We start from the raw sequence: 15,863 nt of genomic DNA, 5'->3' as shown, positions 1-15,863 counted from the left end.
AATTTCTAAAAATATTGTTAAATAAAATTTAATGATTGAAGAAATACAGTTTTTAAAAATTAGCTTTGTTTCGTATAGCAAAAACTTACTATAACACTACATTATAAAAAATAACTATGAAAGTTAAGAATATTGTATATCTCGTTCTGATAGTAGCTTTAGGAGGATTGATAGCATATCGTATATCTGCCAACAAAGAAAAAAATAGTGAAGGAAAAGGAAAAGGCGATGGTAAAAAAGCCGCTATGGTTGCCGGAATAGTCCTGAAACCAGAGGTTTTCTCCGATAATTTATCCCTTTCCGGTTCCATTGAAGCCAACGAACAGGTTGAAATCAGAAGTGAAGTTTCCGGAATAGTGGAAAGCATTAACTTTAATGAAGGCACACACGTTACTCAGGGACAGGTACTTTTTAAGATTAACGACCTTGAATTAAGAGCACAGCTTTCACAGGCAAAAACCAAACAGGCTCTTGCTTCGGAAAACGAAAGAAGAGCAAAATTACTACTACAAAAAGAGGCCATCAGCCAGGAAGAATACGATATTGCCAGCGCCGATTTCCGTTCGGCTCAGGCACAAACCCAGCTTATTCAGGCACAGCTTGCCAAAACGAGCGTTAAGGCTCCGTTTTCAGGGAAAATAGGATTGCGTTCCATTTCAAAAGGAACCTATGTGACGCCCACTACAGTAGTGGCAAAACTGGTAAACATGAACCAGGTGAAGATCACTTTTTCAATTCCGGAAAAATATGCCACACAAATGAAAGTAAATGCTACCCTTAGCTTTACGGTAGCCGGTTCCAAAGAACAGTTTAAAGCAAAAGTTTACGCGGTCGAGCCGGAAGTGGATGTGACTACCCGTACCCTTCAGATGAGAGCGGTTGCAGAAAATCCGGACGGAAAACTGTTGCCGGGAACGTATGCAAACGTAGCGTTGCCATTGGAAAACATCAACGATGCCCTTCTGGTACCTACAGAAGCGCTGATTCCAATTCAGAACGGTAAGAAAATATTTATTTCCGAAAACGGAAAAGCAAAAGAAATTGTTGTGACAACAGGGGCCAGAACCGATAAGAATATTCTGGTTACTTCTGGTTTGAAAGCAGGAGATACTGTCCTGACAAGCGGAGTGATGACCCTGAAAAATGATGCTCCGGTAAAAGTGACCCTAAAATAATATTTAAGACCTGTCCGCAGGCCTTAAAGTAATGCATACAACATCAAAATGAGTTTATCTACTATAAGTATCAAAAGACCGGTTCTGACGATAGTAATCAACTTAATGTTGATACTTTTCGGAGTAATTGGTTATACCTATCTGGGAGTCCGCGAATTCCCGTCTATTGACCCGGCGCAGATTTCGGTACGAACAAGCTATGCCGGCGCGAATGCCGATATTATCGAATCGCAGATCACCGAACCGCTTGAAAAAGCAATCAACTCGATTGACGGTATCCGGAATATAACTTCCTCAAGTAACCAGGGAAGCAGTAATATTACCATTGAGTTTAACCTGGATAAAAATCTGGAAGAAGCGGCGAATGACGTGCGTGATAAAGTTGCTCAGGCTGTAAGAAGCCTGCCGCAGGATATTGATGCGCCGCCGGTAGTTTCGAAAGCAGATGCCGATTCGGAGCCCATCATCACGATGACGGTGCAGAGTGACAATAAAAACGTACTGGAATTAAGCGACTATGCCGATAATGTTATCGCACAGCGTTTGCAAACCATTCCCGGAGTAAGTAGCGTACAGATCTGGGGACAGCGCAAATATGCAATGCGGCTTTGGATCGATCCGGTAAAACTGGCTTCATACGGCTGTACCGTTTCGGACGTGCGGGATGCACTGAACAAGCAGAATGTCGAATTGCCATCGGGTAAACTGACAGGTGAAAATACAGAGCTGACGGTAAAAACAATTGGAAACTTATCGACGGAAGAAGAATTCAACAATATTATTGTCCGTGCAGCTGGTGATAAAATTGTCCGTTTAAGCGATGTTGGAAAAGCATCCCTGGAAGCGGAAAACCTGGAAACAAAATTAAGCGACTCCGGTCAGCCAATGGTTGGTATGGCTATTATCCCGCAACCGGGAACCAACTATCTGGATATAGCCGAAAAATTTTATGTGCAGTACGACCAGTTAAAAAAAGACCTTCCGAAAGACTTTAAACTGAATATTGCCATTGACAATACGGTTTTCGTAAAAAAAGCGGTATTGGAAGTAGCGGAAACCCTGCTGATCTCGGTTATCCTGGTAGTATTGATCATTTACCTTTTCTTTAGAGACTGGGCCATTGCCTTCCGTCCGTTAATTGATATTCCGGTTTCGTTAATTGCGACCTTCTTTATCATGTATATCTTCGGATTCTCGGTAAATGTACTGACCTTGCTGGCAATTGTACTGGCAACGGGATTAGTGGTCGATGACGGGATTGTGGTAACGGAAAATATCTTTAAGAAAGTCGAAGAGGGAATGAGCCCTATTGAAGCTGCCGTAAAAGGATCGAATGAGATTTTCTTTGCCGTAATTTCAATTTCAGTTACACTGGCTGCGGTATTCTTACCGGTGATTTTCCTGGAAGGATTCGTAGGACGACTGTTCCGGGAATTTGGAGTGGTTATCGGGGCTGCCGTATTGATCTCGGCCTTCGTGTCCCTGACGTTAACCCCTATGCTGAATGCCTATCTGATGAAAGGCGGCGAACAGAAAAAATCGAAGTTTTACAACCTTACCGAACCCTATTTTGAAAAACTGAATAAAGGCTATGCCAATTCATTAGTAGGTTTCTTAAAAAGAAAATGGCTGAGTTTCCCGATCCTGATAGGCTGTATCGGTTTAATTGCTTTGTTCTTTACGATCATCCAGAAAGAAACGGCACCTTATGACGACAGAAGCTTTCTGAGTCTTAGGGTAACGGCTCCGGAAGGGGCAACTTACGATTATATGGACCGTTTTATGACGGAACTAACGGAGCTGATCAACGATTCGGTACCGGAAAAGAAAGTGAGTTTGATTATCACTTCTCCGGGATTTGGTTCGTCATCGGTGAACAGTGGTGTGGCGAGATTGTCACTGGTAGAGCCTAATGAAAGAAAGAAAACCCAGAAGCAAATCGCAGATGATTTGTCAAAATGGACAAAACAATATTCGGAAGCAAAAGTTGCTGTTTCGGAATCGCCTACTATTGCGGTAAACAGAAGAGGCGGATTGCCGATTCAATACATCATTCAGGCGCCGAACTTTAAAAAATTGCAGGAAAAGATTCCGGAATTTATGGATGAAATATCGAAAGATCCTACCTTCTCCATTACCGATGTGAATCTGAAATTCAATAAACCCGAAATTTATGTGAGCATTGACCGGGAAAAAGCCCAAAGCCTGGGTGTTTCGGTAATTGATGTGGCACAGACCTTACAGTTGTCTTTGAGCGGCCAGCGTTTCGGATACTTTATGATGAACGGAAAACAGTACCAGGTAATGGGACAGTTTGATAAAAAAGACAGAAGTGCTCCGATGAATTTAACATCAATGTTTGTGCGTAATAAAGACGGACAGTTGATTCAGCTGGACAACCTGGTAACGATTGAAGAGCAAAGCAGTCCGCCGCAATTGTACCACAACAACCGTTATATGTCGGCTACCGTTTCGGCTGGTCTGGCACCGGGGAAAAGTCTGGGGGAGGGTATTGAAGCCATGGAGCGAGTGCGTGCGAAAGTACTGGACGATAGTTTTACAACCGATCTGGGAGGAGAATCCCGCGACTTTGTGGAAAGTAGCTCGAATACTTCCTTTGCTTTCGGTTTGGCCCTGCTTCTGATCTTCCTGATCTTAGCGGCACAGTTTGAAAGTTTTATAGATCCTTTTATCATTATCCTGACCGTTCCAATGGCGGTTGCCGGAGCCTTATTGTCGCTTTGGCTGTTTGGTCAGACCTGGAACATCTTTAGCCAGATTGGGACCATTATGTTAATTGGTCTGGTAACGAAGAACGGTATCTTAATCGTGGAGTTTGCCAATCAGCTGAGGGAGGAAGGAAAAGATAAATATGAAGCAATAGTGGAAGCTGCCGAATCGCGTTTGAGACCGATCCTGATGACGAGTTTGGCGATTGCTTTGGGTGCACTGCCAATTGCGATGTCGCTTGGAGCTGCTTCACAAAGTAGAATGGGTATGGGAATCGTTATCGTTGGAGGTACGATATTCTCATTGGTGTTGACATTATTTGTTATTCCGGCTATTTATTTAATGTGGTCCAGAGCCCGTAAACATCGCCCGGAGTTTGATAATATTAAGGATTAATTATGAAGAGTTATCTATTTATTTTTATAGCGGTATTATTTGTCGGAACGGCTGATGCGCAGGAAGTTTTAACAGCGCAGGGAGCTGTTGAAATTGCGCTGAAAAACAATTACGATATTTTAATAGCAGCGAATCAGGCTAAAATAAGTGAAAAAAATGTGGGCATTGCCAATGCCGGAATGCTGCCCAAACTGGACGCCACATTAACCCAGAACAACAATATCCAGAATTCGACGCAAACACAGGCAGACGGAACGGAAAGAAAACTGGATAATGCCAAAAACAACAGCTTGAATTATGGCGTTACGTTAGGCTGGACCGTTTTTGACGGATTTAAAATGTTTGCCCGTTACGATCAGTTGAAAGAACTGGAAAAGCAGGGTGAAGCACAATTAAAATCGGCTATAGTAACCAAAATTGCCGATGTATTATCCATGTATTATGATCTGGTACAGCAACAGCAACAGTTGGCAACGCTGGATACCACTATCGTTATTTCAAAACAAAGACTGCAAACGGCAGATAACCGTTTTAAAATTGGGAAAGCATCCAAACTGGAAGTGCTGAATGCACAGGTGGATCTGAATACGGATGCGTCAAATTTACTGCGCCAGAAAGAACTTTTTGCCAATACAAAATCGGCTTTAAACGAATTGCTGGCAAGAGCGGTTACCACCGATTTTAGTGTGGTGGAAACCGTGAAAATTGATGACAAACTGGTATTGGTCGATTTGATCGCTTTAGCCGACAAACAAAACCCGGATGTACAAATAGCCATTATTAATAAAAGAGTGGCGGAACTCGACTTAAAACAGGTAAAGTCGAGCCGTTACCCGGTGGTGCGGGTCAATACCGGTTATAATTTTTCGGAAACGGAATCCAGTTTAGGTTTCGTGACCCAATCCTCTACAAAAGGACTGAATTACGGATTGAGTGCCACGTTGAATATTTTCAATGGTTTTTTACAGCACCGTAATGAGAAAATAGCCAATTTGCAGGTTGAGAACTCAAGCTTTCTGCTGGATAAACAAAAGCAGAATCTGAACGTTCAGCTGGCAACGGTTTACCAGTCGTATTTAACCAATCTGGAACTGTCCAAACTGGAAGAAAAGAACGAAGAAATTGCCCGGCAGAATCTGGAAATTACTTTGGAAAAATTCAAAATCGGTACCATCACTACTATAGAATTCCGTAATGCACAATTGAACTATATTACGGCACGTACGCGTCATAGTGCGGCAAAATTCCAGGCAAAAATTTCAGAAGTGGCTTTAAAAGAATTAACCGGATCGGTGGAATTTTAAGCAAGAACTTTCTATTTAAACATGATTTTTGTCAATGTTTTTGTAACTTTATTAGGCTAAATTAGCTCATAATCAAAAACATAAAGTTATGAAACATCGTGTTCCGGTATCGTCCATTATGACTAAAAATGTGGTTAAACTCAACGTGTCTGATGATTTAACCAAGGCGGAGTTACTCTTTAAAAAAAATAACATCAGGCATATTCCTGTAGTTCGCGGGAGCGTTATTGTAGGGATGTTAAGTTATACCGATCTGCTCCGCATTTCTTTCGTGGATGCAGTAGACGACGATGATGAAATTGTCGATACTACCGTGTATAATATGTTTACTATTGAACAGGTAATGGCTAAGAAATTAGTAACGATTTCGCCGGATAGTACCATAAAAGAAGCAGCCGAAATTTTAGCGAACAAAGAGTTCCATGCCTTACCGGTAGTGGAAGGCGACCTGCTTGTAGGTATTGTAACGACTACAGATCTTATTAAATATTTGGTTAGCCAGTATTAATATTGTTATCATAGTGAGTAATATTCAAATTAATTGTTAATTTTAATGCTGAAAAACAATTAATTTGAATATTATGAAGAAAACTACTCAAAAGAATGTGTTGGCCGCATTATCTTTGGCCTTATTAGGGGTGACTGCTTCCGCGCAGAATTTCTACAACAATGGTGCTGTGAGCACCGGTACCACTACTTCAAACGGTACTTCAACATCGCCGGCAGGCTACACCTGGAGTGAATTACAGAGTGTGGGCGGAGTTACCAATACCACTTTGGGATCCGGAGGTATTTTCAACACGGCTGGTACCAGTAACTTCCGGTTAGCGGATAATTTCACAATTACCTCGGCGTTAAATGTCACTTCTGTTGACTTTTTCTGTTACCAGACAAGTTATACGGGAACAACACCGCCAATTGACCAGTTAAGAGTTCAGATATGGAACGGCGACCCGTCTGTAGGAACTTCAAGTATTGTTGCGGGAGATTTGATTACAAACGTTTACAGCGCTGCAAACAGCGGAGATGCGTTAATGTATCGGATTGGGAATAACAATGCCGGTACAACCCGTAAAGTTTGGCGTGTAAGCGGTAACATCACGGCTAACCTTGCTCCGGGAACCTATTGGGTAGATTACCAGGTTCATGCTACCAATGATTCGTCTATTTTCTTTCCTGCTGTAACGATTCCGGGAACAGTGAATTTACCGGCATGGAATGCAAAACAGCACAGTGGAACGGCATGGGCAGCATTGGCAGACGGAGGTTCGGGCTTGTCGGTGGATATGCCATTTATCATTAACTACCAGGCATTCTTGGGAACAGAGAGTTTTATTTCAAATAATAAAGTTTCCCTTTACCCGAATCCGGCTTTGGAGTCTTTTAACTTAAGAGTAAATTACAATGCCACGCAGGCTGTGCCGGGACGTGTTGAAATTTATGATTTAAAAGGTGCTAAAGTAATGGATCAGAAACTGGTTGTTGCAGATGCAGACAATTATCCGGTTAATATTTCCGGATTAAATAAAGGAGTGTATCTGGTAAAAACGTTTGATGTTGACAATAATGAAATTGTTAAAACCAAATTGATCAAAGAATAAGGAACACCTATATAAAACAAAAAAGCAGTCCATCCGGACTGCTTTTTTTATGTTCAAACTATAAGGTTGTGATCTTTTTTAAATCGGCAATGGTAGCGATCGGGTCTGTAGCTTTAAATACAAAACTTCCTGCAACCAGTACATCGGCACCGGCTTCCACCAGCTGTCGTGCATTTTTATCGGTTACACCACCGTCAATTTCAATAATGGTCGCCGCATTGTTACGGGTGATGATCTCTTTTAACTGTTTTACCTTTTTATAGGTATTCTCAATAAAAGACTGACCTCCAAATCCCGGATTTACGCTCATGATGCATACTAAATCGATATCGTTAATCACATCTTCCAGTAAAGCGACATTGGTGTGCGGGTTTAAGGCTACACCGGCTTTCATGCCTTCTGCTTTTATTGCCTGAAGGGTTCTGTGCAGGTGCGTGCACGCTTCGTAATGTACGGTAAGGATATCCGTACCCAGATCTTTAAAGGTTTTGATATAACGATCCGGATCTACGATCATCAAATGTACATCGATTGTTTTTTTAGCGTGTTTGTTGATTGCTTCAAGAACCGGCATTCCGAAAGAGATGTTCGGAACGAAAACGCCGTCCATAATATCAATATGAAACCAGTCGGCCTGACTGTTGTTAATCATTTCTATATCGCGTTGCAGATTAGCAAAATCAGCAGCCAGTACAGAAGGAGCTATAATACTATTTTTCATTATGTTGTGTTGTGTTTGTGCAAAGATAGTTATAATGTTAAAATTATCAGGAACAGAAGTGCATAAGAATTGTTAAATCCGGCAGCCGGCTTCTGTTGACAGGATTATAAAAGCTGCTATAAAAATAAAACTCCGGTAATCAGCCGGAGTTTCAATCATCAATCAAAAAACGAACAGTTATTGAAACTGTTGTTACTTTAAATATTTTTAGCTTAAATGTTCAAGTTATAAAGATATAATAAACATTTAATTTTCATATAAAATTTATCCTAAATAAGTTTTTAGAATCTTACTTCTGGAGGTATGTTTTAATCTTCTGATCGCTTTTTCTTTAATCTGGCGTACACGCTCACGGGTTAAATCAAAAGTTTCTCCGATTTCTTCCAATGTCATCGGGTGCTGATCACCTAATCCGAAATACAATCTTACTACGTCAGCCTCACGAGGTGTTAAGGTTTCCAGAGCTCTTTCGATTTCTGTACGTAAAGATTCGTGAATCAGTTCCCTGTCAGGATTTGGTGATTCACCGGAACGTAATACGTCATAAAGATTAGAGTCTTCACCTTCCACTAACGGAGCATCCATGGATAAATGACGACCGGAGTTTTTCATACTCTCCTTAACATCATTAACAGTCATGTCCAGTTCTTTTGCAATTTCCTCAGCAGAAGGAGCACGTTCATTAGATTGCTCTAATAAAGCATACATCTTGTTGATTTTATTGATAGAGCCAATTTTGTTTAATGGTAATCTAACAATACGAGATTGTTCTGCCAAAGCCTGTAAAATAGACTGACGAATCCACCAAACCGCATACGAAATGAATTTGAAACCACGTGTTTCGTCAAAACGTTGTGCAGCTTTAATTAACCCCAAGTTACCTTCATTAATCAAATCGGGTAAAGTTAAACCTTGATTCTGATACTGTTTAGCAACCGATACCACAAAACGCAGGTTGGCCTTTGTTAATTTCTCTAAGGCTCTCTGGTCTCCGGCTTTAATTCTTTGTGCTAATTCTACCTCTTCATCGGCGGTAATCAAGTCAACTTTTCCAATTTCTTGTAGGTACTTGTCTAAGGAAGCAGTTTCACGGTTAGTTACCTGCTTGGTAATTTTAAGTTGTCTCATTTAAGAATCTCCTCTTTTTAAGTATTCAGTAATTATACGTAACAGGTTATAAAAAAGTTACATTAATTTAAAAAATATTTTAAAAATCTATTTTGACCTCGTTTTTAAGACGCTCGATATAAAAATCTATTTTGTGTAAGGATTTGTTAAAGAATTGCTTACGATCCTTAGTGCCGGACTGTTTGAGTGATTTTGAATTCTGGATCTGGTGTGAAAAAAAGCGTTGCGTGCCGGAACAGGTTTCGGCATCGTCCGTAATAAAATAGCCCAGCATGGTATATGGGATAAAAAGTGCCTGCCGGTTACCGTCGGTTAACAATACATTATTGTTTAAGATAAGCAGTTCGTTATAATAAAGGTTATATAAGGGGTTTTTAGCACATTTTTCTTCTGCTTTATTCAGTATGGCTTTTAAATCGTCATATAATACGATCGCATTCTGAAAGGTGACCAAACCGGCTTCAAAAAAATATAAGATTTGCTGCAGGCTGCTGTTTATGGTCGTGTCGTTCCATATTTCATGTACTTCAACCGATTCGTACACTTTTTTCAGGATTTGGGTATATTCAGACAACTGTCCGTCAATCGAAAATTTCTCAAAGGATTCCTGGTTTTTATTGCCGTTTAGAAGGTTCATCCACACATATAGTTTGAATTTAGACAGCAACGTACCATCGGCAGTATAGAAAAGCGGGATGTCTTTTGCCGAATAAAACATTTTTGTTTCGGAAAGTGCCGTGAACAGCTGTAATTTTTCGGAAGAATGTTTGAAATATTCAATCATGTCATCCATCGAATTGATTTCCTTCGTTTTTTCTACGATTACTTTCCGGTTTTGGAAAAATAAGGTATCCATAGAGATTTTATAATGCCGGCAAAGGGTTACGGTTTCTTCTATGGTGAATTTGCTTTTTTGGGAAATGCGGCGATGAGCGGCATCATAACTTATGTTTAAGACTGCGGAGAGCTCGTTAATCAGCGAAGTATTGTCCGGAAGCTGTTTCCGGATAGCTTTTAAAAGGATTTCCTGTTCTTTCATAATTTGCGATAATCACAAATTTAAAACTTTTAAATATTATTATACACAATTTTACGTGTGAAAATTGCAATAGGTTTGGATGGTAATTTTAAACAGGAACATTATGAAACTAAAATTCGTTGCTTTTTTTATGCTGCTGCTTTCAAACGCTGTTTTGTCGCAGGAAACGGCAAAGTTTACAACTGATGAGCAGTTAGCTGTAGCGGTTGGTGACGGGCATAGCACGGTGTATGCTGAAGAACTGTCTGAAAAGGGCAGTCGGGCAGACAGTGTCCGGATATTCAGTTTGTCGCCAATTCACAGTCGGGTCAATAAGGTAAACGGATTGACTTTAGGTGTGGGACATTATAGAAACAGTAAAATAAAATTTCAGGAAGTGAACGGTTTAAATATCGAAGCCAGCCCAATAGCGGTCGGGTTATTTACTTTTGGACTGGGTATTGCATTTGAAAGTCTTATTGTTGGAGCGAGAAAAGAACCTTATGACAGTTTTTCTTTAAACAGGACCTTTTTGAAGCGGGATGATGCCATAATACATATCCGGATTAACGGATTGAATGTGAGTTCGGGGGGCTTTTTGACAGGAGCACAGGTTAACGGACTGAATATTTGTGTTGTTTCTGTGATGAATAAAATGAACGGTGTTTCTGTTACTGCAGCGATCTTGAGTACCGAAAATATGAATGGTATTTCGGTTTGTGGGATTGCCAACATGATCAATACCGGGAGCGGTTTGCAGCTGGCTGTTTCAAATGTATCCCGGGAGTATCGCGGCGTACAGATCGGTTTGTTTAATAATGCTAAAAACCTGAGAGGGGTTCAGCTGGGATTGTGGAATACGAACGGCAAAAGAAGGCTTCCTTTTGTGAACTGGCAATTTAAAAGTTAGATGATGAAAAGAATCCCTATTGTACTCATCATATTCAGGCTTCTTTTAGGGCCTGTTATGATCGCGCTGACCTATCGTTTTGGAGCAGCAATACGTTTTGAGTTGGTTGCCCTGATGGTTTTAGGGCTGCTGTCGGATATTTTTGACGGCATTGCAGCACGAAAAGCTGGCGTGTCGTCGCCGCAATTACGGCGGATGGACAGTCAGACGGATCTGGTTTTCTGGCTGTGTGTGGGCTGGTGCTCCTGGCTGTTAAATCAGGAAGTTATCCTGGCCTATAAAATTCCGATAACGGTTGTTTTTGTAATGGAAGCGATGACTTATGTGGTCAGTATTGCAAAGTTTGGAAAAGAAACCTGTACGCATGCCTTGCTGTCCAAACTATGGGGACTGACTTTGCTTGCGGTTTTTGTTGCGATAATCGGTTTCAGTTATGGCGGCTGGGCGATGAAAACAGCGGTGTTTTTTGGACTGATATCCCATCTGGATGTTTTTCTGATCATACTATTATTGCCCAAATGGACGTATGATGTTCCCAGTTTTTACCATGCCTACCTGATCCGGAAAGGGATACCATTTAAAAGGAATACTCTTTTTCATGAATCGGAATAAGCGAAAAAAAGGCTATTACCATGGTAATAGCCTTTTAAAGTTTGTTGTGCATTTCAGAATCAAATATTCAGGATAATGCAGCGGTTAAAAATTATTGCACTTCTATATAATCTCTCAGGGAAACCGGTTTGCCGTTTTCTGTAAAACCTTCCAGGATTACTTCAAAAGTTCCTTTAACATCGGAAGTGTAAAAAGAAACGTTGGCAGGTTCGTTGGCAACAGCCAGCTCCGGCAGCCATAATAACTGGTATCTGTAGTCCGGAATTCGTTCCAGGTTGTGGCTACCGTCATATTTAGGGCTGTGGTATTTTTTGTTTTTTACAGGTCTTGAAATCTCCGTTTTTTTGATAAAATCACCCGAAGCTTTGGTCTGGTAATCATAACTTTTGGTAATGATACTGATGATACCGCTAAAAGACATCGAACCATAGATATACGGTTTGCTGATAATCGAGATTTTATAAATATTGTTCGTGTTATAATTAAAAAGCTCGCTGTTGTCCTGAATCATTAACCCGTCCACCATAACCAGCGGAATGTCTAATGAACCGTCATTGGTTGTGTTGTTTCTGATATGCAAAGAATATTTGCCGTTTTTCTCTCTGTAAAATAACTCTCTTGTGATCTCAATAATGGTTTCTTTAAAGGAGCTGAATCGTTCGTAATCGTCAAGGATATAGTCTTTTTGCAGCGGATTGTAAAAAGGCAGTTGCTTTGGTGCTGCTTCAAGACTGTCTCTTTTTCTGGTATAGTAAGCATTTTCTATCTGATTAGCTGTAGAACGGTTTTCTATTGCTTTTTTATAATTTGCGTTTAAACTGAAGTTTGGAGGAAAGTTTAACTGCGAAAGATCAAAGCCTTTCCAATTTTCCATTTCAATAGCATAATCCTCGCGGTTATCGGCCACCACCTGAATAATAACACCGGAAGTGTTCGGATGTTCATCAAGCGTAAAAATAAATTTACCGGATTTATCCGTATTCACGATTTTAAACCCAAAAGATTTTCCGGGAACAGACAGGGCAACGGATTTGTCGTAAACATCAGTTGTTTTACTTTTTGAAACTATTTTTCCGGTCAGTACTTCTCCCCGGTATTCCGGAATATAAAAAACATTGGAAGCTGTTGCCGCCGGATGGTTTTTATTTTGTGAAAGCAGCTCTTCAGTACTTTTTCTGGCAGCCATTTCTAAGGCATCAATTTTTCGTACAGACAGGGAATAGTTTCCTTTTATGTTTGCTGCCGGCTTTACCGTAATGTTCACCTGCTCTCTGCTGGCAAATGTTTTCTTACTGGTTTCAATGGCTAAAACATCGTTGGAAGTTTTTTCAGGATTGCGTTTTTCAACCGGGAAGATACTGTTTAGTTCCTGGTTTGAAAATTCTTTCGAAGGCTGGAACGGATTGATGATCGCAATGTCTGTCTGAGAGATTTCAGACGATGCTCCGTTCAGCATCCAGTTCGTGTAGGCAACCAGTTTGTAATTTCCGGTTTTAAGTGTTGTCGGGATAAAGAAATCGCCCTGGGCAATCCCTTTTTTAAGGAGCACTTTCTGTTTTAGAACACTGGTACGACCGGCATCGATTAATTCAATATAAGCGATTTTGCTTATAGGACTTGCGGTATAATTATTCATATTCACACAGTACAAGCTGTAGTAAAAGGATTCCCCAGTTAAAAGCGTTGTTGTGTTAGCGTGAAGATATACGGTTTCTTTAGCGGTAGCAATCAGATTGCTACTTTTTGAACTGCCTTGACTGGCTACATTTTGTGTAAAAAAGCAAGACGTTAATAGTGCTATATATAAGATATTTTTTTTCATTCCCAAAAAGGAGGTATTAAGTTAGACGAAAATGAGGTGCAATCAGCACATGGAGTGGGTACTAAATGATATTTAGGAGCTTCTTCATCATCATACACACACATTAGATTATTATAGAACCAGTTCATCATCGGTGCACCGTTACAACCGGAACCGGGGGTAAAACAAAAAATTTGTTTTATTCCGTCGCAATTAATTTTATAAGGTGGCAGATATTCGCCCGGAAAAAGGTCGGCATAATTGAAGAAAATCCTTTTGCTGGAAACGGATGATACATCAAAAAAACCAATTACTTTTTCGTTAGGGTTGTTTACACATTTAATATTACCACTTAAAAAACCGGGTTGGTTAGGCGAAAATATACTTCCGGTTCCGGATATTTTTTTTAGATATTTATAATAATTGTAAGCATTCAGATTCTGGACATACTGGCGTACTAAAACGCTGTAGCGATGACTGATGATATAATTCTGGTCACTGATAAAACGAAACGCGAAATCTACACGGGCTTCTTCACTATCATCAGTGCTGAATAGAATAATATCTGTTGACTTGTCTGTGCTATAACATGTTTGTGCTTCTTCAGTTCTTGGAACAAGTTCAAACGACTGAGGACCGGTAATAAGGATTTTGTATGATCGCCATCTGGGTGCTACAATTTTATAGGTTTCTTCATATTCGTATCGGTAATATTTCGCACTGTTTGTAGGATCGAAACATTGTGCTTTAATTTCAACACCTCTCTTTTGATCCCGTGTTTCTACACTTGCAGTTACACTTTCTATATTGTTAACGGGCGATAGTATTTCCTGATCGGAAACATATTTTTTACCATCGCTGGTAATTACCGTTAATTGATATTGTTTTCCGGGAACTGCCTGGAATGCATTTGCGGAAGCATAAGCTCCGTTTTCTTCAACAAAATTGTACAGGTTTCCATCGCTATCCGTCATAGTTACCTGAGCGCCTTGTTCAAATACAGGTCCGTTATCCTCAAAACGATAGGTGCGGGATACTTTGATAACCTGTTTTTGTAAAACATTGGTTATTGTAGCCTCTATAACTATAGCCTCTTCAAAGGTATCCGTTTTCATCTGATACGGATCTGTACAGCCTAATATGCCTAAGCACATCAGCAGAAGTGACATCAGTTTGAGTATTTCTTTTGTTTTCATAAAATTATAATTTTCTATAATCCGATGTAAGAAATGGTAAGTAACAGCTATATATCCTTAAAGCCTTATTAATACATTTCTATTCCCAAAACGGAGGTATTACATTTGAAGAAAACGAGGTGCAATCAGCACAAGGTGTCGGTATAAGAACATATACCGGAGCACTCATATATTCATATACAGCCATGGTGTTGGAGCCTAAATAGGACATAATGGAACCACCATGACAGGTCGGGACAGGACTAAAGCACAAATTTTGTTCCATCTCGTTACAGTTCACCTTAAACGGAGGCAGTTGTTCGCCAGGGAAAAGATCGGCATAATTGAAGAAAATTCGTTTGCTGGAAACGGATGCTACATCAAAAAAACCAATTACTTTTTCGTTAGGACTGTTAACGCATTTAATGTTACCGCTCAGAAATCCGGGCTGATTCGGAGAGAGTATATTTCCGGATCCCGATATTTTTTTCAGGTTTTTATAGAACGTGAAAGCATGTAAATTCTGAACATACTGACGTACTAAAATACTGTAACGATGACTGATGATGTAGTTTTTGGCACTAATAAAGCGTACTGCAAAATCGACGCGGTCTTCCTGGGTTTCATTTGTATTTACTAAAATAATATCGGTTGATTTATCGGTGCTGTAACACGTTTGTGCCTCTTCCGTCCTCGGAACGATTTCAATTTCCTGCGGACCGGTTATGACTGCTTTATAAGGTCTCCATTTAGGAGAGATGATCTTATAGGTTTCTTCATATTCGTAGCGGTAGTATTTGGAACTGTTCGTAGGATCGAAACTTTTTACCCGGATCTCAACACCTCTCACATTGTCCTGCGTTTGCACGCTGGCCGCAACACTTTCAATATTGTTTACAGCCGGTAAGATTTCCTGATTGGACACATATTTTCTGCCGTCGCTGGTGGTAACGGATAATTGGTACTGTTTGCCTGCAACAGCCTGAAAGGCAGTTGTGGACACATACGTTTCGTTTTCTTCAACGAAGTTGTACACGTTGCCATCACTGTCAGTAACGGTAACGGTTGCGTCTTCTTCAAATACAGGTCCTGCATCTTCAAAACGATAGGTACGGGATAATTTCAGGGTTTGTTTTTCCAGTACATTCGTTATTGTCGCTTCAATAACAATGGCGTCTTCAAACGTATCGGTTTTCATTTGATACGGATCCGTACAGCTCATTATGCTCAGGCAAACAAGAAGAAATGAAACGAGTTTTGTTAAAATGGATGTTTTCATCGAATTCTTTTAT

13 protein-coding genes are annotated in these 15,863 nt (G+C 40.2%); 7 read left to right on the top strand and 6 right to left on the bottom strand.

The annotated features are described in order from the left end of the window. Nucleotides 1-116: 116 nt before the first annotated feature. The 5 genes from BGO42_RS00700 to BGO42_RS00680 all read left to right on the top strand — a co-directional run bounded on the left by BGO42_RS00700 (nt 117) and on the right by BGO42_RS00680 (nt 7,206). Nucleotides 117-1,175 carry an efflux RND transporter periplasmic adaptor subunit gene (locus BGO42_RS00700; RefSeq protein WP_273245112.1) on the top strand — a complete coding sequence of 353 codons (1,059 nt, stop codon included), beginning with the start codon at nt 117-119 and terminating at the stop codon, nt 1,173-1,175. A gap of 48 nt (nt 1,176-1,223) precedes the next feature. Then, entirely contained in the window at nt 1,224-4,301 is a 3,078-nt protein-coding gene (locus BGO42_RS00695; protein WP_177730010.1) for an efflux RND transporter permease subunit, read from the top strand. Nucleotides 4,302-4,303: 2 nt separating this feature from the next. Continuing rightward, on the top strand, nt 4,304-5,605 hold the full coding sequence (locus tag BGO42_RS00690) for a TolC family protein (protein WP_273245113.1): 1,302 nt from the start codon (nt 4,304-4,306) through the stop codon (nt 5,603-5,605). Between the two features lie 88 nt (nt 5,606-5,693). Then, nucleotides 5,694-6,113: a CBS domain-containing protein gene (locus tag BGO42_RS00685; RefSeq protein ID WP_177730008.1), complete on the top strand. Its 420-nt coding sequence runs from the start codon at nt 5,694-5,696 to the stop codon at nt 6,111-6,113. A gap of 73 nt (nt 6,114-6,186) precedes the next feature. Continuing rightward, on the top strand, nt 6,187-7,206 hold the full coding sequence (locus tag BGO42_RS00680) for a T9SS type A sorting domain-containing protein (protein ID WP_177730007.1): 1,020 nt from the start codon (nt 6,187-6,189) through the stop codon (nt 7,204-7,206). A 58-nt stretch (nt 7,207-7,264) separates the two neighbouring features. On the opposite strand, the gene rpe is transcribed toward BGO42_RS00680, so the two are convergent. From rpe to BGO42_RS00665, 3 genes are all read right to left on the bottom strand, one after another. Beyond that, nucleotides 7,265-7,927: a ribulose-phosphate 3-epimerase gene (rpe, locus tag BGO42_RS00675; protein ID WP_177730006.1), complete on the bottom strand. Its 663-nt coding sequence runs from the start codon at nt 7,925-7,927 to the stop codon at nt 7,265-7,267. 264 nt (nt 7,928-8,191) lie between these two features. Further along, nucleotides 8,192-9,055 (bottom strand): sigma-70 family RNA polymerase sigma factor, encoded by an 864-nt coding sequence (locus tag BGO42_RS00670; RefSeq protein WP_020212501.1) that lies wholly within the window; start codon nt 9,053-9,055, stop codon nt 8,192-8,194. A gap of 79 nt (nt 9,056-9,134) precedes the next feature. Then, on the bottom strand, nt 9,135-10,094 hold the full coding sequence (locus BGO42_RS00665) for a hypothetical protein (RefSeq protein WP_273245121.1): 960 nt from the start codon (nt 10,092-10,094) through the stop codon (nt 9,135-9,137). A gap of 103 nt (nt 10,095-10,197) precedes the next feature. Between BGO42_RS00665 and BGO42_RS00660 the strand changes: the two genes are divergently transcribed. Together BGO42_RS00660 and BGO42_RS00655 are read left to right on the top strand one after the other, a co-directional pair. Continuing rightward, nucleotides 10,198-10,983, top strand: coding sequence for an LA_2272 family surface repeat-containing protein (locus BGO42_RS00660; protein ID WP_273245122.1), 786 nt, complete (start codon nt 10,198-10,200; stop codon nt 10,981-10,983). A gap of 3 nt (nt 10,984-10,986) precedes the next feature. After that, complete coding sequence (locus tag BGO42_RS00655; RefSeq protein WP_273245123.1) at nt 10,987-11,595, top strand: CDP-alcohol phosphatidyltransferase family protein; 609 nt, start codon at nt 10,987-10,989, stop codon at nt 11,593-11,595. Nucleotides 11,596-11,686: 91 nt separating this feature from the next. Here BGO42_RS00655 and BGO42_RS00650 read toward each other — a convergent pair whose 3' ends face one another. The 3 genes from BGO42_RS00650 to BGO42_RS00640 form a co-directional block, all read right to left on the bottom strand. Then, nucleotides 11,687-13,417, bottom strand: a complete 1,731-nt coding sequence (locus tag BGO42_RS00650) for a hypothetical protein (RefSeq protein ID WP_177730003.1) — start codon at nt 13,415-13,417, stop codon at nt 11,687-11,689. Next, complete coding sequence (locus BGO42_RS00645; protein ID WP_273245124.1) at nt 13,414-14,592, bottom strand: DUF4249 domain-containing protein; 1,179 nt, start codon at nt 14,590-14,592, stop codon at nt 13,414-13,416. Before BGO42_RS00645 ends, BGO42_RS00650 begins: the two co-directional genes overlap by 4 nt. A 79-nt stretch (nt 14,593-14,671) precedes the next feature. Continuing rightward, a complete protein-coding gene (locus BGO42_RS00640) occupies nt 14,672-15,850 on the bottom strand; it encodes a DUF4249 domain-containing protein (RefSeq protein ID WP_273245126.1) in 1,179 nt (392 codons plus the stop codon). Between the last annotated feature and the right edge of the window lie 13 nt (nt 15,851-15,863).

It is taken from the genome of Flavobacterium sp. 40-81 (assembly GCF_001898245.1).
Classification (GTDB): domain Bacteria; phylum Bacteroidota; class Bacteroidia; order Flavobacteriales; family Flavobacteriaceae; genus Flavobacterium; species Flavobacterium inviolabile.
The sequence above is the reverse complement of the archived record's forward strand: the minus strand, read 5'-3'. Positions and strand labels throughout refer to the sequence as shown.

What these genes read in the sequence shown, in the direction of transcription:
- BGO42_RS00700 (WP_273245112.1), top strand. Translation starts at nt 117, where the DNA reads ATGAAAGTTAAGAATATTGTATATCTCGTTCTGATAGTAGCTTTAGGA.
- BGO42_RS00695 (WP_177730010.1), top strand. Translation starts at nt 1,224, where the DNA reads ATGAGTTTATCTACTATAAGTATCAAAAGACCGGTTCTGACGATAGTA.
- BGO42_RS00690 (WP_273245113.1), top strand. Translation starts at nt 4,304, where the DNA reads ATGAAGAGTTATCTATTTATTTTTATAGCGGTATTATTTGTCGGAACG.
- BGO42_RS00685 (WP_177730008.1), top strand. Translation starts at nt 5,694, where the DNA reads ATGAAACATCGTGTTCCGGTATCGTCCATTATGACTAAAAATGTGGTT.
- BGO42_RS00680 (WP_177730007.1), top strand. Translation starts at nt 6,187, where the DNA reads ATGAAGAAAACTACTCAAAAGAATGTGTTGGCCGCATTATCTTTGGCC.
- rpe (WP_177730006.1), bottom strand. Translation starts at nt 7,927, where the DNA reads ATGAAAAATAGTATTATAGCTCCTTCTGTACTGGCTGCTGATTTTGCT.
- BGO42_RS00670 (WP_020212501.1), bottom strand. Translation starts at nt 9,055, where the DNA reads ATGAGACAACTTAAAATTACCAAGCAGGTAACTAACCGTGAAACTGCT.
- BGO42_RS00665 (WP_273245121.1), bottom strand. Translation starts at nt 10,094, where the DNA reads ATGAAAGAACAGGAAATCCTTTTAAAAGCTATCCGGAAACAGCTTCCG.
- BGO42_RS00660 (WP_273245122.1), top strand. Translation starts at nt 10,198, where the DNA reads ATGAAACTAAAATTCGTTGCTTTTTTTATGCTGCTGCTTTCAAACGCT.
- BGO42_RS00655 (WP_273245123.1), top strand. Translation starts at nt 10,987, where the DNA reads ATGAAAAGAATCCCTATTGTACTCATCATATTCAGGCTTCTTTTAGGG.
- BGO42_RS00650 (WP_177730003.1), bottom strand. Translation starts at nt 13,417, where the DNA reads ATGAAAAAAAATATCTTATATATAGCACTATTAACGTCTTGCTTTTTT.
- BGO42_RS00645 (WP_273245124.1), bottom strand. Translation starts at nt 14,592, where the DNA reads ATGAAAACAAAAGAAATACTCAAACTGATGTCACTTCTGCTGATGTGC.
- BGO42_RS00640 (WP_273245126.1), bottom strand. Translation starts at nt 15,850, where the DNA reads ATGAAAACATCCATTTTAACAAAACTCGTTTCATTTCTTCTTGTTTGC.